Below are 24,665 nucleotides of genomic sequence, written 5' to 3' on the forward strand. Positions count from 1 at the left end.
TAATCTGGCCATCCGCCGCCAAATTCTCGTCAACAGGAATTAGTCAGCAGTCTTGCCCCAACGTACACGACAAAGACGAAGCAGGAAAAATGGCTGCCTGCTATTCTTGCGATCGCGACAAAGTTCTGGGGGGTAAAATAATAATGACCGTCATTCCTTTGACTCGTTGCCAATTCCTCATGCCTTTCGCAGAGATTCACTCCGAGATAGGCGGACCAACTTCCGCGCTTCTGGCCAAATTTCAGCTTCCTACGTGCTTGGAAGAGAAAGCGGATCACTACGTGCCGCTGATGCCGGCCGTTCGCTTCGCGACGGCTGCCCAGGGAAAGCAAGGAATATCAGAGATTGCTTTTCGAGCGTCTCAGCGGCTGTCTTTCGACCATCTGAGCGATGGTCTGCGCGCCAGAATCCGCCATTCGCCAACTCTATTGGTTGCTCTTCAGCAGGCGTGCAAGTGGGCACCGATCGAAGATACAAATCTCCATCTATGGCTAGAGCCATGCGGCGAGAGCTTGAAAATCTGTAGCAAGCTACTTGGAACGGAGGGCATTTCACATCTTGAGATGTCCCAATGGCTTCAGAACATATTCGTCATACACATCGTCCGTCAGTTCGCTGGAGCGAACTGGACTCCTGCAGTAATCGCGTTTGAAGCAATCTATATACCCAGCATTGAAGTTCAGTCGTATTGGCCGAACACCCGCTTCTTGTCAGGTCAAACGGCCTCATGGATCGAAGTGCCGATGCAGCTCTTGAGCTTTCCAAACCTCGCCGATGCCACCCCGTCGAATGCACCTGAGAGCGAGCCGCAGCCGTTCGGGAAGGACGTCGTCAGCGTCCTCAAGTTGAGCCTGCCTTCCTACCTTGATGAAGGTGGTCCTGCGATAGCTCAGGCGGCTGAGATGATTGGACTGAGTGTCAGAAGTCTGCAGAGGAAGCTTTCGCTCGCGGGACTTACATATTCGGGCTTGCTCGAACAGGTCCGCTTCAACAATGCGATAAAACTCCTAAGCGATGCTGAGAATAAGATCATCGACGTAGCGTTCTCATCGGGCTACGCTGACCCCGCCCATTTTACTCGTGCTTTCCGTCGGATCGCCGGATGCAGCCCGCGAGAGTTTCGCGATAGATGGAGGCACGCTGACGTGTCCGCGCCCTCAGGGTGATAGAGACCGCTTTCTTCTCAAGGCTTGATCCCGATCTTCTCTCTGATCGCACCGAGCTCGGCCTCGTCCCAGATGCCTATCAAAACGCCGTTCTTGACCTGCAGTTGCTGGGCTGCATAGGCGGCGATTTTCGCATTCGGCGTGGTGATGTGCATCTTCGGGTGTAGCGCCCAATCGAACAGCTCGGCTTGCAGCCTCGCCACGATGTCGGCGCAAGCCGGGTCGGCGCCGCGATCGCAAAATTCCTGCGGATCGGTTTCGAGGTCGTAGAGCATCGGGCGGAAGCCGGACGCGTGAATGTATTTCCAGCGGCCGTCGAACACCATGAACAGGCGGCAGCGCTCGATCGGCTGGTTCAGCATCACGCGGACGTCCTGCATGGCGTAGTCGTATTCGGAAAACACCACCTTGCGCCAATCGGCAGGCCGCGCGCCGTGCAGCAGCGGCACCAGCGAGCGTCCTTCCAGGATATGATCCGGCGGCGTGGCGCCGAAATAGTCGATGAAGGTCGGCGCCAGGTCGATCGCTTCGACCAGCGCATCGCTGACCGTGCCACGCGTGGCATCGGCGGCAGGCGAGGGATCGATCACGATCAGAGGGATCTTCGCCGATTGCTCGTGGAACAGGTCCTTCTCGCCCATCCAGTGATCGCCGAGATAATCGCCATGGTCCGACGTGAACACGATCATGGTGGTGTCGAGCAGGCCGCGGCTCTCAAGGAACTGCATTAACGCGCCCATCTGGTCGTCGATCTGCTTGATCAGCCCCATATAGGTCGGGATGACCTTCTCGCGCGCCTCGTTGCGCGACATGTTGCGTGAATAGCGCATGTCCATATAGGCGGCGAACACTGGATGCGCGTTGGCGCGCTCTTCCTGTGAACGGATCACTGGCTGCACGTCCTGCGGCCCATACATGCTGGCGTAGGGCTCCGGCGCGATGTAGGGCCAGTGCGGCTTGATGTAGGATAAATGCAGGCACCAGGGACGGCCGTCGTCCTCGGCTTCCGCGATGAACTCCATCGCGCGCCGCGTCATGTAGGGTGTCTCGGAGTGCTCGTCGGGCACGCGGGCAGCCTTATCGGCGTGAACCAATAGCCAGCCGTTCTGCAGGCTACCGTCCTCGGCCGCGCCGGAATTGGCCCAGTGCTCCCACGGGTTGGGCGCATCGTAGCCATGCTGGCGCAGATAATTGTCGTAGGCCGGCCGCGGCCGTCCCGTCGGATGCAGGCCGTCGTCGCGCTCATAGGGCTCGAACCCGCATTCGGATACATGCACGCCGATGATCGAGTCGGCGGGGATGCCGAGGTTCTTCAGTCCCTCGAGGTCCGGCGCCATGTGCGTCTTGCCGACCAGCACGTTGCGGACGCCGATCTTCTTTAAGTGATCGCCGAGCGTCGGTTCGCCGACGCGCAGCGGCCAGCCGTTCCAGTGCGAGCCGTGCGAGCGCATGTAGCGGCCGGTATAGAACGACATCCGCGACGGGCCGCAGATCGGCGACTGCACATAGGCGTTCGAGAACGACACCCCGCGTTTGGCCATCGCGTCGATGTTCGGCGTCTTCAGCACAGGGTGCCCGGTACAGCCGAGATAATCGTAGCGAAGCTGGTCGCACATGATCCAGAGCACGTTCTTTGCAGGTGTTTTGGCTGTCATCTCGGGCATTTCGGCTGGCATTGGGAGGGGGCTGGATGGTGCGATATGTCAGCGCAAATAACAATCGAGCGGACGAGGCGTTAACGTTTGGATAGCGCCATTTCTCGCAATTGAATGGCGATCAATGGTTGCGCGTTAGGCTTACCGGCAATTTTGCCGACGGCCTTAACCTCTGAACCGGCACGTTGGATTAAATTGGGACGTTAGAAAAACGGGATCCCAAGCGATGCGCATCGGCGGCGTCACACTGGCACTTTTCATCGCGACGAATTCGACCGCCTTTGCCGGCGGCGGCTTCGAGATCGTGATTCCGGGCCGTCCCGGCGTTCCCGTCATCATTAACGGCGTCGATGCATCCTATGCGGTGGTCGAGGGTGACTGGGGACTCGGCAAGGGCACCCATGTCGAGCCGACCGTCTATGGCGGCCGCTATGTCGATCCGGTCCCGCGCGTCGGTCATTATTATCCGAGCGCCGGCCGCATGCCCGGTTATGGGCGCCTGGAAATCGAGCCGCCGGCGAATCGAAGGTTGCCGCAACCGGCCGAGAGCTACCATCAGTCCTGGTCGGCGCAGTCGGCGCCGCTGCCGGCGCAGTCCAACGTGCCCGTCGATCCGCCCGAAATCATCTACGCGCCGCGCGATGACAGGCGATGGCCGCATCACCTTCCACGTTAAGAAGACCAAGCAAATACGAACAGGAGAGAGTAATGCGTCAAATACTTAAAGGATTGATTGCGGCAGTGGCCGTCATGGCCGCCGCACCCGCGATGGCCTGCGGCTACGCCCCTTGCGCAGCACCGGTCTATGTCGCCCCGGCCGTGACCTACGGCTATGCCGGCTGCGGCCCCTGCGGCTGGGTCCGCGAGCGTCTGCCCGATCCGGAGCAGCAGTATTACTATGTCAACCAGGGCCCGACTTATACTGGTCCAGGCAATTTCGCGCCTTATCCGGTCTATCGCGAAGGCGCGATCTCCGGTTACGGCTATGGCTACAACCGTTCCTACGGCTATCGCGCGCACCGCTACTACCACCGGAACGGGTACCGTTACACGGGGCGTTATTACCATGGCCGCCCCGTGCTGCGCCGCTACTACTGACTGATCGATAGCTGAAGCCTTCAACGCCCGTTCGCTTCCCGCGAGCGGGCGTTGTTCATTTCATCAGTCCAAGCCGGCTCGCGCCGATATAGAGCGCGAGCACCGCGGCGTTCGATACATTCAGGCTCTTGATCTCGCCGGGCATGTCGAGCCGCGCCACCGCGCGGCAGGTTTCGCGGGTCAGTTGCCGCAGGCCCTTGCCCTCGGCGCCCAGCACCAGCGCCAGCGGCTGCTGCAAGGGCACGGCGGCGAGGTCCTCGGTCCCCTCGCTGTCCAGCCCGACCGTCATGAAGCCGCGGTCGTTCAGTTCGGTGAGCGCGCGGGCGAGATTTTGCACGGTGACCAGGGGCACCAGCTCCAGCGCGCCGGAGGCGGATTTCGCCAGCACGCCGGTAGCCTCCGGGATGTGGCGAGCGGTGGTGACGATCGCTTTCACCGCAAAGGCCGCCGCCGAGCGCATGATGGCGCCGACATTGTGCGGATCGGTAATCTGGTCGAGCACCAGCACGATGCCGTCCTGAGGCAGCGTGTCGATATCGGGCGAGGGCAGGGGATCGACCTCGGCTAACAGCCCCTGGTGCACGGCGTCCGGCCCGAGCCGCTGGTCGATCGCGTTCGGCCGGACGATTTCCGGGGCAACGCGGGTGTCGATATTCTCGTCCGCCAGCCGCCGGGCGGCATTTTCGGTCAGGAACAGCTTGCGGATCCGCCGTTCCGGGTTGGCTAGCGCAGCCGAGACCGTGTGCCAGCCATAGAGAATCGCCGGCCCGTCGGAGCTTGTTTCCCGGTCGCGCCGGCCGGGCGGATGGGCGAATTTTCGCCCTTTTTCGAAGGGTTTGCCGCCGCCGCGGCGGAACGGTGGCTTTCGGTCGCGATCGCTCATGGGTAGCTTGTGTCACGGGGGCGCGAATATGGCAATTTGGCCTGATCGAACCTATTTTTCGTGGTCCGCGTTGGTTGACTTTGCCATCCCGCTTCGCCCATAAACGCGCCGGTCGCAGCCGGTTCGAAACGGGCTTTCGGCCTCAGCGTCATCCTTGGGTCCGGTCCTCCGCCACTCGGGCGGCCGGTTCGGTGACGTTGTCGGACGGGGAAGTGTCCCGAGTGGCAAAGGGAGCTGACTGTAAATCAGCCGCCGTATGGCTTCGAAGGTTCGAGTCCTTCCTTCCCCACCATCCTGCTTCGCGCCAAGGCGCTTCGCAGGATTGCAGCCACATTCGAGCGCTATCTGAAATCCGGCTCTGGGCACGGCTTTGCCAGAAAACGGCTCTGGTAGACTGCCGCGCCAGCCAGCATGATCCCCCCAAATTCAACGACAGGTGCTGGGGCGGAACGGAAGGGCTGTTCGCTCGGTATCGTCGAACTCCGCAGCATACAGTTCCCGAACAGTTCGGTGGCACTCGCACGCGCGGCGCTGCAGAAGATTCATATCCAGAATGCTTATGTTGCCCCTGCTGTACGAGATCAGCCCCTCCTTTTGCAGTTGGCTGGCAACGCCGGTTACGCTGGTTCGCCTCACACCCATCATCTGCGCCAAAAATTCCTGCGTCACCGGCAGTTCGGTGCCCACCAGATCGCACATCCTGACCAGCCATTTACACGTCCGCTGTTCAACGGTGTGAACCGCGTTGCAGGCAGTCGTCTGCTGCACTTGGGCGAGGAAGAATTGTTCGTACTTGATGAGCAGCGCGAGCAGGTCAGGAGAAGACAGGGCAACGGCTTTGAGGTGCTCGGCGTCAATGACGCTCGCAAGGCCGGATACCTGGACGACTGCTTTATGCAGCGACGCCTTGCTATCCAGCGCTTGTGCAGCCCCGAAAGCACCATCGTTTCCGATCATGCCGCTTTCGATCGCCCAACCATCTTCCAGTTCAACAACGCAGGAAAGTATGCCGCCGTGCGGGAAGTACACCTGATTGACGCGCGCGCGGCTCTCCGCAACGACCTTGCCGCGTTGCATTTCGATAACGCGAAGATGCGGCCGGAGGTCTTCAAGATCGACAGGGCTTGCTCGGGACAGAATACGATTTTCTGAGTGACGCATCGTACTCTCCTCATCCTTTGCAGGCGGGAGCACAACACTCTCAGTCACCGACGCCCACGGGCCCTTGTGTCGGTGATGCACTCAATGTGGGGGTCGGTGGCCCCGATAGCGAGTCAATATAATGCTTTCTTTTGAGGTCCGCTGCGGTGCAGTATGCCAGGGCGATTGGGCATCCGCAGCCTCATCGCCAGCGTGAAACGTCAGCCCCTAACCGGGTTCGCTCGAGGTTTCTGGTAGCGCTTCGCCGGGAAGATAGAGCCTGATCGGGCGGATTTTCGTAGATGGCGGACGGATTGGCACGCCGAAGGTCGTGGGCGGCTCAAACGTGCGCCACCTACTTTTGGGCGTTGGAGAAAGCCGTTTCGAGCACGTCGCCAATCGGCTGCCATGTACGGCCGTCGAATTGAATTAGTCGCAGGTGTTTGATCGGTCGAAAGTTTCCAGGTCCAGTACTGATTTTGATCCCAGGTAGCAACATTGAGCCTTGATAGTCTTGAAGGGCCGCTGCCTGCTTCATGACGTTCTCGCGAGAGAGGTCGTTGCCGCATTGTTTGAGCACCTGGGCCAACGTCTCGGCGGCGGCATAGCCGAAGACGGCGGCATTGTCGTCCTTGCCGCCGGCCCGACTGTATTTCTCAACAAATGCCTGCCAGTCCTTGCTGGCTTGTTCGTCCTTCCAGGCCGGATCATTTGCATCCTTCAGGAAGGCGGCCGTAATGGCGCTCAAGGCGTTGTCGGCGGGCTGCGCCGTCGCGATCGATGAAGCCATATGGTTCAAGATGAACACCGGATGCCAATTGAGATCCGCCGCTACTCGGACGACTTTCGCTGCATTTGCAGGTGCCCCTGCAAACACAAAAATTTCAGCTCCTGATCGCTTCAAGATCGATACGTGCGTGTCCAGATGCTCATCCGCGATATCGTAGGCGATGTCGACCCTGATCATCCGCGCGACGTCGCCGAGCCCGTCTTCTAATCCCTTGAACAGTTCTCGGCCGAAATGATCGTTCTGCCAAAGAGCAACGATCCTTTTTCCGGGGTAGAACGCTTGTATGTAGTTGGCGTAGATGCGCCCCTCTTCCCGAATGGAGGGCTGCCAGCCCATCGTCCACGGAAACAACGACGGATCGCTCAGATGATCGTCTCCGGAGGCGACAAAGAGTTGAGGAACTTGCCTTTCGTTCAAGTACGTGCGAACGGCAAAATTCCCCGGCGTTCCGAACGAACCGAACATCAAGAGAACGTCGTCTTTCTCGATAAGACTGCGCGTAAGGTCCAGCGCGGTCGACGGATCGGATTTGTCATCATATGAGATAAAGCGCACCTTACGGCCGTTGATCCCGCCGCGCTCGTTGATCATCTCAAAATACGCCGCCTCGGCTTTTCCAATCGCTCCGAAGACCTGCAAACTGCCGCTGTAGGGCATAACGTTCCCGATGCGAATTTCAGTGTCGGTTACGCCTGGCTCGCGCACTCGCTCGGTGATTGCGCTCAATGACGTAAGTGCCAAGACAAGTGCCAAGACGAGAGCGATCAGCGTTCGGACCCTGGTTTGCATCGGATGAATTCCGTTACAAAGAGTGCAGCCAGATTTCGAGACCCCAGATTTCGAGACCTATGGGCGGCGCGTAGCCTGATCCAGATCAATCGCCGAGAGCAGCGGCAACGTGATCGTCATTTTTCTTACGACAAAAATGGATGAGCCTATGTCCCGACCGCTCATACCGAAAATGGCGATAGCTAGTAGCAGGCTAGCGCAAGTTCCCGCAAAACGCGATGCGACAAGCGTACGCTCCCGATCGGTGGTGTCAACGCGCCCGCTTTTGTTCCCTTGGAGGCCTCGATCCCATGAACTCTCCCGCCTCCCGCCGCAACCAAGCGGGCAGGAGAGAACGTCATGCTCGAATGGTCGTACTGATCGTGGTCCTCGATTTCCTCGATCTGCTTGAAGATGTCGTGAGCGATGCGGTGCGGCTGGTCTTCGCCGCGATCTTGAACACTTTGAAATTCGTTGTTTCTGATCCTGGGCACGGCGAAACTCGCCGCGCTTTTGATCCGGAAACTCGTCGCCTCGAAGCCTTAGCCTTGATCGCCATCTTGCGTGGTTTCCGGCAACGCTTCGCCGGGAAGATAGAGTCTGATCGGGCGGATTTCGTAGACGGCGGACGGATTGGCGCGCCGCAGGTCGCGGGCAATCGAGATCGCTTCCTCCTCGTTGGCGCAATTCAACACGTATAGACCCAGCAACTGCTCCTTGGTCTCGGCAAACGGCCCGTCGATGACCATTCCCGCGCCCGGTCCGCGCAAGGTGCGGGCTTCCGCCGTGCCGCCCAGCCGCGCCGCCGGCCCGAGCACCTTGTTTGCGTTAAGCCGCTCATGCACGGCCAGCAGTTCGCTCATCAGGGCCGCGTCCTCCTCCGCCGTCCAGGATGTGACCTCGGCTTCGACGTGATAGGCCAGCATGGCGTAGAGCATCGCTTTCTCCTTTCTGGCGGGCCGGACTGGCTGCCTTTCGAGGACGTTTCGCGGCAGCCGATCCCGACAAACGGTGGGTCCACGAAACAGTCCGGAAACACGATATATCCGTTGCCCCTTGAACGTGCCGTGGAAAGCCCACGACTGATGAGCAGAACGCGAGCCAACGCGCATTCTTCACGGAGACGGTCATGCGAAGCAAGCCGGCCACGATCATTTGCGACGCCGCCAGGTGCTGCGGGTCGCCATCATCGCCGCAGACCGGCGACTGGCACGATGCCACCGGCCATCACCGCTGATACGGCAGTTCGGCCATCAACGGCGGCGAGCGCATCGTCGAAAACCGCCGCGGCCGGCGGCCACGTTTCGTCAATCCCTGCGGTTTTTGATCGGCAATTGAGCAATTAAAAAAGGCGCGGCGGGAGAACTCCCGTCGCGCCCCAACTATTGTGCTCGCTGGTCCAGGGCTGAGAGCGCCCCGATGCCAGGCCAAAAGACAAGCCTAGCGGGCGATCCCAGCGAGGTGACAGCGCTTGGTATAAGACACTGGATCACCTCCTTTCGTTGTTGATGGAAATCCGAATATAAGCGGCGAATCGGCCCCTGTTAAGGGGGCGGACCTGGTCGAAAGGCCCGCACAGGACATGCGGACAGGGTCGGCGGGGCGGTTGAGGCCGCCTGCGCATCGTGTTAGGTCAACGCCAGCGCGGGTGTAGCTCAATGGTAGAGCAGCAGCCTTCCAAGCTGAATACGAGGGTTCGATTCCCTTCACCCGCTCCATTTCATTGCTTGCCGCGAACAAGCTGATGCCCAGCCATGGCGTCAGCGGGAAGCGAGCGGTCTTTATTTGAAGAGACAGACGGGCGGCAGGTCTGATGCGCATCATCTACTTCAGCCTCGGTTGGGTGATGGTTGCGCTCGGCGTGATCGGCCTGGTGATGCCGCTGATGCCGGGGGCGCTTTTCCTGATCATTGCAGTGGCGTGTTTTGCGCGCTCGTCGCCGCGGTTCGAGGCATGGCTGCTAGCTCATCCGAAACTTGGCAAACCGCTGCGGGATTGGCGCGCCGCCGGAGCCATCCCGCGGTCGGCCAAGGCCATGGCTTGCGTGGGAATGACGGTCGGATTTCTTGTGTTCTGGTACAGCGTCGACCCGTCATTACCGCTTGCCATAGGTGTGGCGGTCATGTTCCTCGCTTGTGCCGTGTACGTCTTGTCACGCCCGGCAATGGCCGATGAGGGTGGCATCTAGCGCGTCCCTACTGAAGGAACCACGGCAGCGGCCGCTCGCCCTGGCCAGCGGAGCCTAAGTGGCTTGCCTGGTCCGTTCCAGGAAGTCTTCGAGGCCGACCGGTACTTCGTCTAGTTCGATGCAGCGCTCGCGGAGTTCGTCAGCGATATCACTCGTCACGTCGCGCGACCATCCTTCGCCGACGTTGAAGGCGACGATGCGTACCGGGTTGACGTACTGGCCTTCGAGCAGTTCGCGGATCAGCGTGGCCCGCCCGGAACTCTCCTCGCTGGTCTCGCGCCATGCCCTTCCAATCCGACCCAGATCGTCGAGCACGAGGTAGACGTCGCGGTCTCCACCTTCCGGCACGATGGACGGCGTACGCATTTGCGAGACTCGAAACAGAAACACCGTGGATTCAAAGCGCGACTTCGTGAGTCGTTCCTCGATCGATGCGCCTCCGCAACTGGCGGAGGGTGGGGAGACTTTCTTCGCAGGCTGGGCGAGCACCGAAGTACGGTGCTCGCCCCCCTTTGCTTTAAGCCAATTGAATGGCGCCGGAAGTTGGCGGCAGCCTCAGGCGCTCATAATTGGGAAGCGTTCCGCCGAGGCGAGCGCGCAGTGCGCCTCCAATCTTTTGCAGTGCGCGAACCTCGATCTGGCGGATCCGCTCGCGGGACACGCCGAAGGTGGCGCCAAGCTCCTCCAGGGTTTTCGGCTGTTCGGCCAGGAAGCGTGCTCCGATGATATGCTGTTCGCGAGGCGTCAGGCCGGCAAGCGCGTCTTTCAGTGCGCTCCTGACCTGGTCGCGGTCTTGTACTTCCGACAACAGGCTTTCGGGATCCGGCGCCGGATCAACCAGGTAGTCCTGCATTTCCTCGGAACCGTCCTCCCGGGTCTTGGGCAGGTTGAGCGAAATGTCACCGCGCATCCTCCCATTCATCTCGACGACATCGCGGGAACCGACCCCGAGTTCGTCGGCAATGTATTTGACCTGCTCGGGCGACAGATCGCCGTCCTCGCCTGCGGAAATCCGGCCCTTCAGCTTTCGCAGTTTGAAGAACAGCTTCTTCTGGGCGGCGGTCGTGCCAATTTTCACCAGCGACCAGGACCTCAGAATGTACTCGTGGACAGTCGCCTTTATCCACCACATCGCGTAGGTGGAGAGCCGAACACCTTTTTCGGGATTGAACCGCTTCACCGCATGCATCAGGCCCAGATTCGCCTCCGAGATCAGGTCGGCGATGGGGAGGCCATAGCCGCGATAGCGTAGCGCCAGCTTCGCAGCCAGCCGGAGGTGACTTGTCACCAGGCGATAGGCCGCTTCGCTCTCGCCGTGTTCGTGCCAGCGGCGCGCGTACATGGCCTCGTCGGCCGCGCTCAGCAGGGGAAACTTTCTGATAGCCGCGAGGTAGCGGGAGAGCCCGCCTTCCGAGTGAAGCGCGGGTAGGTTCGACAGAACTGACAGGGTGCTCATATCCAATTCCTCCTCAGAGCAAAGTGGGTGCGAGCTACCGAGCATGTGCCGGGCCCGGAAAGGCGCCCAGGCGCATCAAGCCGGAGCGTTCACAAAATGTCGTTGCTTGCGGATTGTTCCGTTGAAAATTGGCTTGAAAGCCGAAGGCGGTCAGCGGCGTGCCGGTGCAGGCCCCTGGCTGCCTCTACCGGCCCATGACGCCTTACGCCGCGACGGCTTGAGCCGCTTGTGCCGGCGCCGGCGCGGCGCTCTCCACCACAGCGTTGCCGCGCTCGAGGGCCAGGAGGGCAAGCTCGACCTCGTGAAGGCGCGAGGGCCGGCCATTCTCCGGCTTGCCTTCGTTGGTCGCCTGGTCGATCAAATATTCGGTCCAGGCCCAGTCGATCAGGATCGAGCGTTTCGCATCCAGCGACAAGCTCGGATCGCACACCACCGCCATGGGCCAACCCCAGCCTTCCTCGCCCCGGCGATCCTGCCGTGCTTCCGCACCGGCAACGGCCTTGTCATAGCTCTCCCGAAGGGAACCGAGTCCAAGGCGTTCGAGGGTCTCATCGGAGAAGGCGTGCTTCATCTTGCGCGACACCGATTGCCGCTGGTTTCCGTTGTGCTCCTCGGTCGCCTCGACGACATACGGAAGTCTCTGCCGCTCGGCGTAGCGGATCGCCGACCTGAGCGTCGGGAAGCTGAGCTCGACAGTCGCGAGCGGGTCATCATCCCCGGTCCATCCCATCAGGGGTTCGACATAGGGGGCGCTGCGGCGCTCGAAGGTGAGCCGCCAGCTCTTGGTGCCGGCCTTTCCCGAGGTCATTGCCGATCGTGCGGGCCGACAGATGCGCGCTACCGTCTCCCTCGGGAAGGTGGACGGGGTCAAGCGCCGATCCGGCGTATGATTGTCGTTCGCGGCGAATGCCGCTTCTGATGTCGTCGTTTTCAGTCCGTCAATTCTACCCCTCTCCATTTTGTCCCTCCCATTTCTGGCGAAGGAAGACCGCTCGCGGCTTGGCATCTATCAAGCTGCCCATGCTTCATCGATCCGTCCCGCGACCAAATCGACAGCCGGTCAGGAGGAACACCCCCTGCAGATATCCGGGACAATTTCCTCGGCTTGGAAGGGCGGGATCACCACGGTGGTTGCCCCGGTGGACCTTGTATTCCGGCCGGACACCGGCCGCTTCGGCGCTTCCGTCTGAACCGCGGCATTCGCGCTGCCAGGCTGCTTCGGCTTTTTCCGCTGCGCATCGGCCGTTCCGGTTGCGCTGAACAGCACGGCGAATACGACGAAAGCTGCGAGCAGACCGCGCATCGTTCTTCCCCTAGCGCTTGCGAGGAGAGAGCCTGACGCGCCAGTTCCTGGATGCCGCCGCGATCCGATCGGCCAGTCGTTCCAGCCGACGGACGATTGCGGTGCTCCAACCCAGCACCGAGCGGGCGTGATCTGTCATCTTCTTCATAACCACATCCTCCTGAAAGCAACGTGGACACCCGAGCGCCCTCTCCATGGGGGATCCGCCGCGGCCAATCCTGCCCAGGCCTTGGCGGCAGGCGATTTAGGGAAGCGCCATGCGAGGTCAAGAGGTGCGACGCTCGGACGCGGCGGCGCGCGGGCGATGGTTGCGCAGTAGCGAGCGTCGTTTGAGACTGCCGTTACGACGGTGGCGGCTGATGCCGCATGTCGCCTTTCGAAGATCGGCCCAGCCGGTGAAAAAATGAAACGCGCGCGCCGGTTGTGCCCTTGAAAGCAAACCGAACCCTTCTAGTTCTTGTGGTGCCACAGGTGTGGCGCCGGATGCCGTGAGGGTCCGGCCAAGGCCGCCGGGAATGTCCCGGCGTAGCTCCTATCCATGTTGCTCAAAGGAGGATGTGGTTATGAGAACCTACGATCTATCCCCGTTCTGGCGTTCGAGCGTCGGGTTCGATCACTTGTTCGACCTCGTCAACAATACGATGAACGACAGCGACACTTATCCGCTGTATGACATCGAGCGTAGCGGCGAGGACCAGTACCAGATTTCGCTGGCGCTGGCCGGTTTCAGCCCGGAAGAGATCACCATCACCGCAGAGCAATCGACGCTCACGGTTGAGGGCCGCAAGGCCAACAAGGGTGTTCACGACTACCTGTACCAGGGAATCTCGATGCGGCCGTTCCGCCGCGCATTCAACTTGGCGGACTATGTCCAGGTGAAGGACGCGACCTTTGAGAACGGTATGCTGAAGATCGCACTGGTTCGGGAAGTGCCGGAGGTGATGAAGCCGCGTCGCATCGCGATCGAAACCGCCGGCAGCGACAACCAGCAAATCGAAAACCAGCAAACCGAACAGAAGCAGGCGGCCTAACGGAGGCCCGTCAAGGCTGTCGAACCACCTGTGCGCGGCTCGGCCGCGCGCGGGTGATCTCTGTCCACTGAACATGAAGAACAGAAAGGAGGACAAGTATGGCACTACGCGATCTCATTCCGTGGAACGACGGCTCTCGTGATCTGAGCCTGCACCGCAATGAGCCCAATCCGTTCCTCGCGCTTCATCGCGAGATGAATCGGCTGTTCGACGATGCGTTCCGCTCGTTCGACGTCGCTCCGTTCAGCTCCCATGCGATGGGTTGGCCGAACGTCGAGGTCAGCGAGACCGAGAAGGAAGTCAAAGTGATTGCTGAACTTCCCGGTCTAGAAGAGAAGGACGTCAACGTCGAACTCAGGGACGGTATGTTGACCATCAGCGGTGAGAAGAAGAGCGAGACCGAAGACAAGGAGCGTCGCTTCAGCGAGCGCTACTACGGGCGCTTCGAACGTTCTGTCCCGGTCGATGATGTCGATCAGGACAATGTCGTGGCCTCGTTCAAGAATGGCGTTCTCACCGTGACGCTGCCGAGGTTACCGACCGCGCAGCAGAAGGTGAAACGGATCGCCATCAACGGCAAGTAACCGCGGGAGGCAGGCGGGAGCCTCGCGCTCTCGCCCGCGCCGAGGATGCTGCTAATCAACCAACAACAGGTCAGTCGAAATCGCACCGGACTGGTTACGGGTCGGCTGATCTGTCGAAAGAGAGTGAATTGAAAGAGTCCAATGTAAGGAGTGCAACCATGAACACCGTCTGGAAAAAGGACATGATCGCCGATGTGGTCAACCTCGTGATCGGCCTGGGCTTGTTCGTGTCGCCGTGGGCCTTGGGGTTCGCCGCTGAAAGTCCCACGAACTGGAATGCCTGGCTGAGTGGCATCCTGATCGCTGCGCTTGCGGTAGCAGCGCTGGCGGTATTCGCAGAATGGCAGGAGTGGCTAACGCTTGCCGCCGGTGTTTGGGTGGCCCTGTCGCCGTGGGTGGTGCAATTCTCGGCCAACCAGACCACCACGACACTTCACGTCATCGCCGGGATCGTGGTGGCGGCCGTTGCGGCTCTGCGACTCTGGTATCTGCACCAGAGTCCTCCCCGCGTGACGGTCTGATGCTTGGCGAGGGAGGCCGCTGCCGGCCTCCCTCGCTTTTTCTAAGACGGGCGTCAGTTTGCTTGCGGATCGAGGGTGAACTCGCGCGATCCGTATTTCCCTGCCTCGCACTGAGACCAATTGCTTCCAGTGAGGCACCCGCAAGCCGTCGCCGGCAGTCATGAACGATTGCTCATGACAGCCGGCCGCGGCCGGCGCCGTACTCAATTGTCCTTGCGCGCAACCGTCAGAGAGGCGTCGGAGCCGTGCCCATTGGCCGTTGCCGAAAGTGCGGCCATGGCCGAGAGTTCGGGTTGCGGCGCGGTGTGCTGGCGCAGCATCTTCTGATAGATCTTGACGTAGTCCGCTGCCATCCGCGCAGCGGAGAACCGCTCCTCGAAGCGGGCGCGGATCGCTTTGCGGTCCAGCGCCAGCAACCCTGGAACCGCGCGCACCGCCTCATCGACGTCGGAGACGATCCGGCCGGTCAGCCCATCCTCGACGATTTCCGGCACCGACCCGCAACGGAATGCCAGCACCGGCGTACCGCATGCCATCGCCTCGATCATCACCAGGCCGAAGGGTTCGGGCCAGTCGATCGGGAACAGCAGCCCGGCGGCCTGGCCGAGGAATTCACCTTTGGCGTTGTCATTGATCTCGCCGATGAACTCGATCCCGCCGCCGTCGAGCATCGGTGCAATGACGTCGCGGAAATACGCGTCGTCCGCCTTGTCGACTTTGGCTGCGATCTTGAGCGGAAGACCCGCCGCGCGGGCGATTGCGATGGCGCGGTCAGGCCGTTTCTCGGGCGAGATGCGGCCGAGGAAAGCCAAATAGCCGCCGTGCCGGTCGAGGCTGGGCGTGTGCAGGCCGATCGGCAGCCCGTGATAGACGGTGCCGACGAAGTTTACGCCCGGGAGCGGCGCCCGTTGGGCGTTCGATATCGAGACCAGCGGCATGTCGGAGAAGCGCCGGTAGAACGGCATGTGGTCGGCGAGGTCCTGCCTGCCGTGAAGGGTCGTCAATGTCCGGCCGCGCTCGGACCGGAACAGCGGGAAATGCAAATAATCGACGTGGAAGTGTAGAACGTCGAACTCGTCGGCGCGCTCGCGCACCTTGTCGAGCATGATCATGTGGTGGGGCAGGGCATCGCGGACGTCGGGATCGAGGCGCAGGGCGCGGGAGGTGCAGGGAACGAGCTCGGCGGACGTGATGGAGTCCTCGCTCGCAAACAGCGTCACTTGATGCCCCTGCCGGACCAGCTCCTCGGTCAGGTAGGCAACGACCCGCTCGGTCCCGCCATAGAGCCGCGGTGGCACGCTCTCGAACAGCGGGGCGATTTGCGCAATCCTCATTTTGTCTCTCCGTTCGTGTAGTACAGGCCGGTCTTGCCACCGGAGGGCCCGCGGCTGACCGCCTTATTGTTGATTACGTATTGCCTGCGCTGCCGCACGTGGCCGGCAGCGCGAGCCTATGAACTTGGAAGGGCCAGACTGGTTCCAGGGATGCTGTCGGGGAGAATGGGCGGTCGACGCTCCCCATGTTCACATGGCGCCGAGGCGCGGGCTCGCCGGCAACGAGGCGATAGCCGGTCAGCTCCGTCGGTCAAACTTTAATCAAGATTGTCCCTGACAGGGTGTCCGCAACGTGATGCGCCGCAGGCATCTGCGGCTTACACGGACACGCGCTGATTGCGCGTGTGGCGAGTTAGCAGCAGTTCCGTGCATTTCTTGAGGCGACAATACGCGCTCGGTAACCATGCCTTACGGAACGCCTGGACTCGCCACAAAATCAATCGGATTGAGACACAATGTCGGCGAGTAGGGTTGAAACGGTGCCCGCTCGCATCACGCGCTTATTATTTTGCAGAGTATGGGCTCACAGGGGGACTGTAATGGGAGCTACGATCGGCATCACTCGCGGGCGAATGGAACCATTGTCCTGGGCTTCGGCCCGCGACGCCATGCGCCGGCTCAACATCATCCCACGGCGCAACGCGGCAGCGGCGCTGGTGTTGGCGGCGATGGCCGGCTCGATGATGAGCGATCAGGCGTACGCGGCGCCTCCGGGCAGCAACGAAATCCGGATCGGCAACACCGCTCCCTATACCGGTCCGGCTTCCGCCTACGGCGTCATCGCCAAGGTCATCTCGGCCTATCTGGACAAGGTCAACGCCGAGGGTGGCATCAATGGCCGCAAGGTCAATATGATCACCTATGACGACGCCTATGACCCCAACAAAACCATGGAGATGACCCGCAAGCTCGTCGAGGACGACCAGGTTCTCTTCACCTTGGGGACCATCGGTACGAACACCAACGCGGCGATCCAGCCCTATCTGAACTCAAAGAGAGTTCCGCAGCTTTTTGCCTTGTCGGGCGCAGCAGCCTGGGACCAGCCGCGCGAATTTCCCTGGACCATGGGCTTCCTGCCGACCTACACGGCTGAAGCGCAAATTTTTGCGCAGTATATCCTGGAGAACCATCCCCGCAGCCGGATCGCCGTCCTCTATCAGGAGGATGGCATGGGCAAGGAATACCTGAAAGGCCTGAAGGACGGCCTGGGCGGCAAGGTCGCGATCGTGGCCGAAGCTCCCTACAAGGTCACCGACAGCAATATCGATGCGCAGATGGCCAAGCTGAAGGCGTCCAACGCCGACGTCTTCATTGAGTTCACCACGCCGAAATTCGCCATCATGGCGATCCGGAGAAGCGTCGAGCTCGGCTGGCGGCCGAACCATTTCGTGGCGTCGATCGCCAATTCGTACTCGGCCGTAATTCAGCCGGCGGGTCCGCAAAATGCGGAAGGCCTGTTGTCGGCGGCATACAGGCTGGAGGGCGAAGACGCGGCGGCGGCCGGTGACGTGGCGTTCCGCGAGTGGAGCGCCTTCATGCAGCGTTATGTCCCGAGCGTGAGCAAGACCAACGGCCAGGCCGTCCTTGGCTATCTGGTCAGCAGGACTCTGGTCGAGGTGCTGAAGAACTGTGGCGACGATCTCTCGCGCGAAAACATCATGAAGCAGGCTCGCGCGATCAAGGGCGTCCAGCTTCCCATGATGGTGCAGGGCATCCTGATCAACACCAGCCCGTCCGATCATGCGCCGATCGAGCAGATGCGGATGATGCGCTTTACCAATGGCAATTGGCAGCACTTCGGTCCGGTGCGAAGCGGCATCGATCCGGGCGCCGTCTCTGATTCGTTCAAGACGATCTTCAAGTACGGCACCGCCACCAAGCGCGATCTGGCCAACCAGCTCAACGCCAATACCGTGAGCCTGATGACGGGCTCGTTCGGCTCCACCTATGCTCAGGTGGGCGCCGATCTCGCCTCCGTGCTCGACAACGGCACGGCGCTGCGGATCCTGCCGGTCATGGGCCGCGGGTCGGTGCAGGCGGTGGCGGACATTCTGCTGCTGCGGGGCGTCGATGCCGGCATCGTGCGCAAGGACACGCTCGCCTATCTCGACCGCAAGGACTTCGCCAAGGACATCCGCAACCAGTTCGTTTACGTGGCCAAGATGTTCAACGAGGAAATGCACGTCCTCGCGCCAAGGACGATCACCAACATGCGGGAACTCGACGGCAAGACCGTGGTGGTCGATTTGCCCGACAGCTCGACCTTCGTGACCGCGATCAACGTTTTCGAGCGGCTCGGGATCAGGCCGCATCTGATCTACCAGGAGCCGCGACTGGCGGTGGACATGCTGCGCAAGGGTGAGGTCGACGCGATCGTTGCGATCGAAGGCAAGCCGTTGCAATGGCTGAATCAGGTCAACGATCGCAACCTGCATCTGGTCCCGGTCGATTACGCCAAGACGCTGCAGGAGGAATATCTGCCTTCCAAGCTTTCTTCGGCGGACTACCCGGGCCTTGTGCCGGATGGCGGCTACGTCGAGACGGTTGCGGCAGAGGCGGTGCTGGCGTCGTATAACTGGGCACCGAACAGCGATCGCTACCGCCGCCTGTCGCTGCTGGTGGATACGATGTTCGACAAGGTCGCGCAGTTGCAGCGTCCGCCGTTCCATCCGAAGTGGAGGGAAATGGCGCCGCGGGCGACGGTGTCCGGCTGGACCCGCTTCAAGGCGGCACAGGAATGGCTCGACCGCAACATGCCTCCGGGCGCGGCCGTATCGGCAGCATCGGGCGCCGTGCCGGCGCCGGTTGCCGCGCCAGCCGCCGCCGCATTTTCCCCGCAGGAGCGCGATCCGCTATATCGCGAATTCCTGGAATGGCGCGCCAGCCGCGCCAAGGCCGGCGCGAACAGGTAATCAGGCGATCGGCAAATAACGATTCGACAATCGCAGCGGGCGGCTCCTTCCACAGGGCCGCCCGTTTCGCTGCTGCGGTGAGGTTGGGCGACCGGGATCGTCCGGTTCACAGAACTCCTTTGATGTCCGTTTTCGCGAAATCGCTCCCGACAAAGAGCAGGGGGCAGCGATGCTGTTTCGCGACCTCATAGGCGAAGCAGTCGCCGAGGTTGAGGCCGGCGGCGTGAACGCCTTTTCCCCATCGTGCATAGGCCTGCGCGGCCCTTCGTGCCGAGGTCAGCGAAACGGCAATGGTGTTGAGGCCAAGCCCGTCAATCAGGCTTCCCATCTCGTCGCCGACGTTTCGGCGGTCCGCAACGATCAATGCCTCGGCGATGGTTACCGCCGAGATCAATATCTCGTCTTCTGTTTCCAGCGCGGCGATGCAGGCGTCGGCCTCGGCTTCACCGAGCACGACAGCCATAAGAGCGGACGTATCAACGGCGATCATCCGGGCAGACCGTCATCGCCGTATAGGAAATCCTGACTCCTGGCGGCGCCGGGCCCGGCCGCCGCCTTTGTCGCGCCGCTGGCTCGCACGGCTTCAAGCAGGGCGCGGCGCGCCTTCCGATCCGGCGCAGCCGCGACAGGAACCAGACGCACGGCCGGCAGGCCATGACGGGTCAGGATGACCTCGTCGCCGGCTTCGGCGCGTCGTACCAGTTCGGTCAATTGTCCTTTGGCTTCGGAGACGGGGATGCGCATGAGGTGTCTTGTTCGATTGTCGGTAGCTTGAGAAGAATAGACCAATTAATGGTCCAATTCAATTGTCGTGCGAGAGGAAGCGCAATCGATCGGAGCACCTCGTCGCTGCTCCCAGTCAGCAATGGATACCTACATGCCGACAATGCAGGGCTCAGCCGCACAAAATAGTGTATCGGCAAGCATCAAAGCGCCGGACCTGTTCCCGCGCCACCACGCCAAAATTTTCGGAGGAAGTTCATGTCGGCTCTGCCACTATCGGGCATCAAAATTCTCGACCTGACACGGGTGCTCGCTGGTCCCTTGTCGGCGCAGATGCTCGCCGATCTCGGCGCCGAGGTGATCAAGATCGAACGTCCCGGCGGCGGCGACGACGCGCGCGCCTTCGGCCCGCCTTACCTGAAGGACCCCGAGGGCAAGCAGAACAATAACAACTCGTTCTACCTCTGCGCCAACCGCAACAAGAAATCCCTTACCGTCAATATCGCGGCCCCGGAGGGCCAGGAGATCATTCGCGAGCTCGCCAAGAGCTGCGACGTGATGATGGAGAATTACAAGGTCGGCGATCTCAAGCGCTACGGGCTCGATTACGAATCGATCAAGGCGATCAATCCCGGCATCATCTATTGCTCGGTGACCGGTTTCGGCCAGACTGGCCCTTACGCGCCGCGCGCCGGTTACGACGCGATCCTGCAGGCAATGGGCGGCTTGATGAGCGTCACCGGCCATATCGACGGCGAGCCCGGCGCCGGCCCGATGAAGGTCGGCCCCTCGATCGTCGACTACATGACCGGCATGAACTCATCGATCGGCATTCTGGCCGCGCTCTATCACCGCAAGGTCAATGGCGGGGAGGGGCAGCATGTCGACGTCTGCCTGTTCGACACCGTGATCGCCGCACTGTCGCATTACGCACAGATCTTTCTCGTCAACGGCCAGACCCCGCCGCGGCGCGGCACCTGGGGCAATGGCGGCATGCCGGCCGGCGTGTTCCGATGTACCGATGGGGAATTGATGCTGGTGGTCGGCAATGACGGCCAGTTCCAGCGCACCTGCGCGGTGCTCGGCGCGCCCGAACTCGCCACCGATCCGCGCTTCGTCAAGAACAACGACCGCGTCGTCCACGGCAAGGAGATCATGGCGATCTTCGCCGGGCTATTCTTGAAGAAGCCCGTTGCCTATTGGCTGGAAGAGCTGGAAAAGGCCGGCGTCCCCTCGGGTCCCATCAACGATTTCTCGCAGGTTTTTTCCGATCCGCATGTCCGCTCGCGCGGCATGCAGGTCAAGGTCAACCATCCGCTGCAGCCCGACCTGTCGCTGATCCGCAACGCGATCACGTTCTCCGGCACTCCGGTGAAGGACTATCGCGCACCGCCGCTGCTCGGCGCGGATACCAAGGACTTGCTGGCGACGATCGGCTACGACGAGGCGAAGGTGGAAGCGCTGAAGGAGAAGAAGATCGTCTGATCTCGGTCATTCCGGGCGTGCGCTGCACGGGCTATGATGTGCAATTGCACATCTGAGAATCCGTCAGGCCGCAGGCTCGGAGGTGAAATGGATTTCGGGCTCTCGCTCCGCGAGCCCCACGGAATGACAGATCCGCCGATATCGAGATTGATTTGCGGCGCGGGGATGTAGACCGCCGGGAAGCCCCACGGCCGATGACGGCCGGGACATAGCTTGCCACCGGCACGCCGGGCGGCCATCATGGTCATGGCGGATGTTCGCCCTCAAATTGCAAGGACCCGCGATGTCTTGCAGGCTTCGGTCCTTCCTGCTTTTTGCGTTTTTGACGCTGTCGCAGTCTGTCAGCGCCGCTGATCCTGTCGTCGACGGCGTCCCGCTTCCGTCTGACGCAACCAGCAGCGACGCCTGACGGGGCATTCGAGTCATGGAAACAAGTTTGGGCTGGCCTGTGGGGCGATAGGCTCAAGCATATCCTGCTCGTTGAATCCGTCAGCGAGGATGGCGCGGCACGAGTCGTCTATGCGATTGGCGACGATACCCGCACCGGACGTCAGGGGAGGTGGTGGCGTCTTGAGGGAACTGTTTCTGCGGGTACGCTCAATGTGATGGGCGAGGGCTTCTCCGCAACCTACGAGATGGCGGAAAGTGGCGGTCTGAAGGCCCACTTCAAGCTCGGCAACATCACTAGCAGTGCTGACATGACCAGAGCCGACTTCGCGTCTCTGACCAGAGGTGCCGTCGTCGCATGGACGCGCGGCAAGTCCGAGTTCCTGCAAACCGATCTGATCGAAGACGGCAAACCCATCCGCCTCGAGGCTGTGATCTTTCGCCCCACAGGCGCGGGGCCGTTTCCATTGGCCGTGATCAACCATGGATCGACGGGCGGAGGCATTATCCTGCCCACCGAAACCTGGTTCTCCACCGATCTGGCGAATTTTTTGAATGATCGCGGATGGATCGTGGCTTATCCGCAGCGTCGCGGCCGTGGCAAATCCGACGGACTCTACGACGAGGGTTACGCCTGCAACGTCGACATGTCGCTTGGTGGCGCGGATCGCGCACTGGCCGATATCGACGCTGCGATCGCGGCCCTGCGGCGACGGCAAGACATTGCCTCGGCGCCCATTTTGATCGGCGGACAATCGCGCGGCGGCGTGTTGTCGATCGCCTATGCCGGGCTACATCCCGAGCAGGTCGCCGGCGCCGTCAATTTTGTCGGCGGCTGGGCACGCGAAAGTTGCTTAGTCGCGAGCACCGTGAATCATTCGCTTTTCGAACGAGGCGCCTCCTACCCGAAGCCAACGATCTGGCTCTACGGTCAGCACGACACGTTTTATTCGATCGCGCACAGCCGGGATAATTTCGCGGCTTTCGAGAAAGCCGGCGGCCGCGGAAAATTCCTGGAGTTCGAAGCGCAGGCCGGCCAGGGGCACTTTGTATTTCGGCGTCCGAACCTCTGGTCGGGACCGCTCGACAGCTATTTGAAGTCGCTCGCTGCACCGGCGCAACGCTAGAGGCCGTGCGGCGGCCTTGCCGCCATCCTTACATGAGCGCGTCTCGGCCGCCCGAGCGCCGAAGCATGCGCGGCTGGGCATAGTCAGCGCAAGCCTTGACGGTTTATCAGGATCCGATGGATCTGGATGAACTCGGGCAGCTCCATCAGAAACTCGGGATCACGGTCGAGATGGTGAACCTTGGTCGGTTCACCCTTGGTGAAGGCGGTCATCGACTCGATGTCGGGCCAATAGGAGATGGTCGTAAACCAGCTCTCATCCTCGCGATCTTCCCGAAATAGCTGGATGCCAAGGGCGGTTTTCTCCAGCGGCGGGATTCCTTCGGCTTTGATATAGGCTTCATAGCTGTCCGCGATCTCGGGCCGCGTCCGGCCGCGCCAGATGCGCGCGATGGTCGGCTGGGTTGGCATCGGCATCTCCCTTGCTGGAACACGACAACCCCAAAGCCAGCCCGAGCGTTCCCGGTCGTTCGGATGCACTATCTCTGCTTCGCGCGCGCAATCCGCTTCGGCTTGATGTCCTCCACGACGGGCGCGACCGACTGCGCGAACAGTTTTGCCACCGGACTGAGTGACCGATCCTTCAGTGCGATCAGGCCGATCGCCCCGCGCGTGGTCGGCAGCCGCACATCGACAGCGGTCAATTGTGGGTGTTCGTTCGGTGCGGTCAGCATCGCGCGGGGATGGATGCCGAGGAAATTGCCGTTGCCGACCAGCACGCTCAGCGAATAGGTGCACGCCGTGGTCACCGTCGCGCGCGGAAATTCCAGGCCTTGATCCTCAAAGGCACCGCGCATGACTCCCGTGAGAAAGCCCGTCGGCGGTGGAAACACCCACGGCTCGTGGATGAGGTCGGCCAGGGCAACGTTGCGGCGCTTGGCCCATTTGTTGCGCTTGCTGCAGAGCACGACTAACTCGTCGTGAAATAGCGTCTCGACGGCGAGATCGTCATTGCCGACCATCGATGCCAGCCGGCTGATGACAATTTCGACGTCGCGCTGACGCAATTGCCGCAGCAGTACGTCGGTCGGGCCGACGGTCAGTTCGAAGCTCATGCGTGGATAGCGAGGCACCAGGCGGTTGAACACGGCTGACGCGACCGCCGCCATCGGCGGCGTGGTGCCGATCCGCAGCTCGCCGACTTCCGGGTCGGCGAGCGAGGCAATCTCGCTTATACCATGCCGCAATTCATTGAACACGATGGCGCTGCGCTCGAGCAGCGCGCGTCCGTAGACCGTCGGCGTCACGCCCAGCGACGAACGGTCGAGCAGCGGCGCGCCGACGGCGTGCTCCAACTCCGAGATCGCATAGGAGACGGCGGGCTGCGTGATCGAAAGATGCGCGGCCGCCTTGGCCATGCTGCCGGTCTCGGCCGCGGCCTGAAATACATGCAGGTCACGCAGCTTGATGCGTCGATCGACATTCCAGACCACGGCAAGCCTTCAATCAATGAATTTTATCGCCTTATAAGGAGAACGAGACTTCCTTTATGGATCATTGAGGTACACGGTCGCCCGGTCAAGACAATACGAGCGTCTATGACAACCTCGCTTACAATCCTGCGCGCGACTTCCAGCCGATATCGCAGGTCGGCACCTACGATCTTGCCATGGCTGTCGGCGCCAATGTGCCCGCCAAAAACCTCAAGGAACTGGTCGACTGGCTGAAGGCCCATGCCGATCAGGCGGCCTACGGCACGCCGGCCGCGGGATCGTTGCCGCACTTCTTCGCGGTGCTGTTCGCCCGCCATGCCGGCCTGGAGCTTCGTCACGTCGCCTATAAAGGCAACCCGCAGGCCATCACCGATCTCATTGGCGGTCACCTGCCGATGTTCTTCACCTCGACACAGGATCTCGTCGAAGCCCACAAAGCCGGGCGTGTCCGCGTCCTGGCAACGTCGGGGCGGGTGCGGTCGCCGGTGCTGCCTGACGTGCCGACGTTCACGGAAAGCGGCTATGGCATTCACGGCGAGGGTTGGTACGGGATCTATGCCCCGGCCAGGACGTCTGCCGAGGTGGTCGCGCAATTGAACCAGGCCATGGGGTTGATTGCTTCGCTTCGCTCGCAATGATGGGGTGGACGGCCCCCGACGGCATCGATGTGCCAGACTGGTGA

At 61.4% G+C, this 24,665-nt stretch carries 25 protein-coding genes, 2 tRNA genes and 1 pseudogene; 14 read left to right on the forward strand and 14 right to left on the reverse strand.

Translation table 11 applies throughout. The features are described from left to right. Positions 1-143 precede the first annotated feature (143 nt). Positions 144-1,166, forward strand: coding sequence for a helix-turn-helix transcriptional regulator (locus CQ13_RS30695; RefSeq protein WP_057846566.1), 1,023 nt, complete (start codon positions 144-146; stop codon positions 1,164-1,166). Between the two features lie 17 nt (positions 1,167-1,183). On the opposite strand, the gene CQ13_RS30700 is transcribed toward CQ13_RS30695, so the two are convergent. Continuing rightward, positions 1,184-2,821, reverse strand: a complete 1,638-nt coding sequence (locus CQ13_RS30700; protein WP_057846588.1) for an alkaline phosphatase family protein — start codon at positions 2,819-2,821, stop codon at positions 1,184-1,186. A 226-nt stretch (positions 2,822-3,047) separates the two neighbouring features. Here CQ13_RS30700 and CQ13_RS30705 point away from each other — a divergent pair, with 226 nt between their 5' ends. Together CQ13_RS30705 and CQ13_RS30710 are read left to right on the forward strand one after the other, a co-directional pair. After that, a complete protein-coding gene (locus tag CQ13_RS30705; RefSeq protein WP_057846567.1) occupies positions 3,048-3,497 on the forward strand; it encodes a hypothetical protein in 450 nt (149 codons plus the stop codon). A gap of 32 nt (positions 3,498-3,529) precedes the next feature. Beyond that, the gene (locus CQ13_RS30710; protein WP_063800188.1) at positions 3,530-3,919 is read left to right on the forward strand and encodes a hypothetical protein; all 390 of its coding nucleotides are present in this window, start codon (positions 3,530-3,532) and stop codon (positions 3,917-3,919) included. A 55-nt stretch (positions 3,920-3,974) separates the two neighbouring features. Here the strand turns inward: CQ13_RS30710 and rlmB are convergent, their stop codons facing one another. Next, the gene (rlmB, locus tag CQ13_RS30715) at positions 3,975-4,802 is read right to left on the reverse strand and encodes a 23S rRNA (guanosine(2251)-2'-O)-methyltransferase RlmB (protein WP_057846568.1); all 828 of its coding nucleotides are present in this window, start codon (positions 4,800-4,802) and stop codon (positions 3,975-3,977) included. 206 nt (positions 4,803-5,008) lie between these two features. On the opposite strand from rlmB, the gene CQ13_RS30720 reads away from it, so the two are divergent. Continuing rightward, positions 5,009-5,094, forward strand: a tRNA-Tyr gene (locus CQ13_RS30720). Between the two features lie 134 nt (positions 5,095-5,228). Here CQ13_RS30720 and CQ13_RS30725 read toward each other — a convergent pair. From CQ13_RS30725 to CQ13_RS30740, 3 genes are all read right to left on the reverse strand, one after another. After that, positions 5,229-5,963 (reverse strand): Crp/Fnr family transcriptional regulator, encoded by a 735-nt coding sequence (locus CQ13_RS30725; RefSeq protein ID WP_063800190.1) that lies wholly within the window; start codon positions 5,961-5,963, stop codon positions 5,229-5,231. 334 nt (positions 5,964-6,297) lie between these two features. Further along, on the reverse strand, positions 6,298-7,521 hold the full coding sequence (locus CQ13_RS30730; protein ID WP_057846570.1) for an ABC transporter substrate-binding protein: 1,224 nt from the start codon (positions 7,519-7,521) through the stop codon (positions 6,298-6,300). Positions 7,522-8,042: 521 nt separating this feature from the next. After that, positions 8,043-8,438, reverse strand: coding sequence for a YciI family protein (locus CQ13_RS30740; RefSeq protein WP_057846572.1), 396 nt, complete (start codon positions 8,436-8,438; stop codon positions 8,043-8,045). Between the two features lie 706 nt (positions 8,439-9,144). Here CQ13_RS30740 and CQ13_RS30745 point away from each other — a divergent pair. Both CQ13_RS30745 and CQ13_RS30750 read left to right on the forward strand, forming a co-directional pair. Beyond that, a tRNA-Gly gene (locus tag CQ13_RS30745) sits at positions 9,145-9,218 on the forward strand. A 95-nt stretch (positions 9,219-9,313) separates the two neighbouring features. Further along, positions 9,314-9,688 (forward strand): YbaN family protein, encoded by a 375-nt coding sequence (locus CQ13_RS30750; protein WP_057846573.1) that lies wholly within the window; start codon positions 9,314-9,316, stop codon positions 9,686-9,688. Positions 9,689-9,742: 54 nt separating this feature from the next. On the opposite strand, the gene CQ13_RS30755 is transcribed toward CQ13_RS30750, so the two are convergent. From CQ13_RS30755 to CQ13_RS30765, 3 genes are all read right to left on the reverse strand, one after another. After that, a complete protein-coding gene (locus CQ13_RS30755) occupies positions 9,743-10,054 on the reverse strand; it encodes a hypothetical protein (RefSeq protein WP_057846590.1) in 312 nt (103 codons plus the stop codon). Between the two features lie 151 nt (positions 10,055-10,205). Then, complete coding sequence (gene rpoH, locus CQ13_RS30760; RefSeq protein WP_057846574.1) at positions 10,206-11,144, reverse strand: RNA polymerase sigma factor RpoH; 939 nt, start codon at positions 11,142-11,144, stop codon at positions 10,206-10,208. Between the two features lie 202 nt (positions 11,145-11,346). Further along, a complete protein-coding gene (locus CQ13_RS30765) occupies positions 11,347-11,952 on the reverse strand; it encodes an NADH dehydrogenase ubiquinone Fe-S protein 4 (protein WP_245309421.1) in 606 nt (201 codons plus the stop codon). An 82-nt stretch (positions 11,953-12,034) separates the two neighbouring features. Between CQ13_RS30765 and CQ13_RS44695 the strand changes: the two genes are divergently transcribed. Beyond that, positions 12,035-12,334, forward strand: coding sequence for a hypothetical protein (locus tag CQ13_RS44695; protein WP_197427495.1), 300 nt, complete (start codon positions 12,035-12,037; stop codon positions 12,332-12,334). Between the two features lie 123 nt (positions 12,335-12,457). On the opposite strand, the gene CQ13_RS30775 is transcribed toward CQ13_RS44695, so the two are convergent. Beyond that, a complete protein-coding gene (locus CQ13_RS30775) occupies positions 12,458-12,595 on the reverse strand; it encodes a hypothetical protein (RefSeq protein WP_156434000.1) in 138 nt (45 codons plus the stop codon). Positions 12,596-13,010: 415 nt separating this feature from the next. Between CQ13_RS30775 and CQ13_RS30780 the strand changes: the two genes are divergently transcribed. From CQ13_RS30780 to CQ13_RS30790, 3 genes are all read left to right on the forward strand, one after another. After that, positions 13,011-13,478, forward strand: a complete 468-nt coding sequence (locus CQ13_RS30780) for an Hsp20 family protein (RefSeq protein WP_057846577.1) — start codon at positions 13,011-13,013, stop codon at positions 13,476-13,478. 98 nt (positions 13,479-13,576) lie between these two features. Further along, complete coding sequence (locus CQ13_RS30785) at positions 13,577-14,062, forward strand: Hsp20/alpha crystallin family protein (RefSeq protein ID WP_057846578.1); 486 nt, start codon at positions 13,577-13,579, stop codon at positions 14,060-14,062. Positions 14,063-14,220: 158 nt separating this feature from the next. Next, positions 14,221-14,583 carry an SPW repeat domain-containing protein gene (locus tag CQ13_RS30790; RefSeq protein WP_057846579.1) on the forward strand — a complete coding sequence of 121 codons (363 nt, stop codon included), beginning with the start codon at positions 14,221-14,223 and terminating at the stop codon, positions 14,581-14,583. Positions 14,584-14,786: 203 nt separating this feature from the next. On the opposite strand, the gene CQ13_RS30795 is transcribed toward CQ13_RS30790, so the two are convergent. Next, a complete protein-coding gene (locus CQ13_RS30795) occupies positions 14,787-15,917 on the reverse strand; it encodes a glycosyltransferase family 4 protein (protein WP_057846580.1) in 1,131 nt (376 codons plus the stop codon). 539 nt (positions 15,918-16,456) lie between these two features. Here CQ13_RS30795 and CQ13_RS30800 point away from each other — a divergent pair. After that, on the forward strand, positions 16,457-18,829 hold the full coding sequence (locus CQ13_RS30800; RefSeq protein WP_347337071.1) for an ABC transporter substrate-binding protein: 2,373 nt from the start codon (positions 16,457-16,459) through the stop codon (positions 18,827-18,829). A gap of 106 nt (positions 18,830-18,935) precedes the next feature. On the opposite strand, the gene CQ13_RS30805 is transcribed toward CQ13_RS30800, so the two are convergent. Both CQ13_RS30805 and CQ13_RS30810 read right to left on the reverse strand, forming a co-directional pair. Further along, on the reverse strand, positions 18,936-19,319 hold the full coding sequence (locus CQ13_RS30805) for a type II toxin-antitoxin system VapC family toxin (RefSeq protein WP_057846581.1): 384 nt from the start codon (positions 19,317-19,319) through the stop codon (positions 18,936-18,938). Then, on the reverse strand, positions 19,316-19,573 hold the full coding sequence (locus CQ13_RS30810; protein WP_057846582.1) for a type II toxin-antitoxin system Phd/YefM family antitoxin: 258 nt from the start codon (positions 19,571-19,573) through the stop codon (positions 19,316-19,318). The genes CQ13_RS30805 and CQ13_RS30810 overlap by 4 nt, the downstream gene beginning before the upstream one ends. A gap of 237 nt (positions 19,574-19,810) precedes the next feature. Here CQ13_RS30810 and CQ13_RS30815 point away from each other — a divergent pair, with 237 nt between their 5' ends. Together CQ13_RS30815 and CQ13_RS30820 are read left to right on the forward strand one after the other, a co-directional pair. Further along, positions 19,811-21,037: a CaiB/BaiF CoA transferase family protein gene (locus CQ13_RS30815; protein ID WP_057846583.1), complete on the forward strand. Its 1,227-nt coding sequence runs from the start codon at positions 19,811-19,813 to the stop codon at positions 21,035-21,037. Between the two features lie 698 nt (positions 21,038-21,735). Continuing rightward, positions 21,736-22,551, forward strand: coding sequence for an alpha/beta hydrolase family protein (locus CQ13_RS30820; protein ID WP_063800191.1), 816 nt, complete (start codon positions 21,736-21,738; stop codon positions 22,549-22,551). 83 nt (positions 22,552-22,634) lie between these two features. Here the strand turns inward: CQ13_RS30820 and CQ13_RS30825 are convergent, their stop codons facing one another. Together CQ13_RS30825 and CQ13_RS30830 are read right to left on the reverse strand one after the other, a co-directional pair. Further along, on the reverse strand, positions 22,635-22,961 hold the full coding sequence (locus tag CQ13_RS30825; protein ID WP_057846592.1) for an antibiotic biosynthesis monooxygenase family protein: 327 nt from the start codon (positions 22,959-22,961) through the stop codon (positions 22,635-22,637). 68 nt (positions 22,962-23,029) lie between these two features. After that, the gene (locus CQ13_RS30830) at positions 23,030-23,983 is read right to left on the reverse strand and encodes a LysR family transcriptional regulator (protein WP_057846585.1); all 954 of its coding nucleotides are present in this window, start codon (positions 23,981-23,983) and stop codon (positions 23,030-23,032) included. A gap of 107 nt (positions 23,984-24,090) precedes the next feature. Here CQ13_RS30830 and CQ13_RS30835 point away from each other — a divergent pair. Next, a pseudogene (locus CQ13_RS30835) lies at positions 24,091-24,621 on the forward strand (tripartite tricarboxylate transporter substrate-binding protein); the annotation flags it as partial. Between the last annotated feature and the right edge of the window lie 44 nt (positions 24,622-24,665).

This window comes from Bradyrhizobium retamae (assembly GCF_001440415.1).
Classification (GTDB): domain Bacteria; phylum Pseudomonadota; class Alphaproteobacteria; order Rhizobiales; family Xanthobacteraceae; genus Bradyrhizobium; species Bradyrhizobium retamae.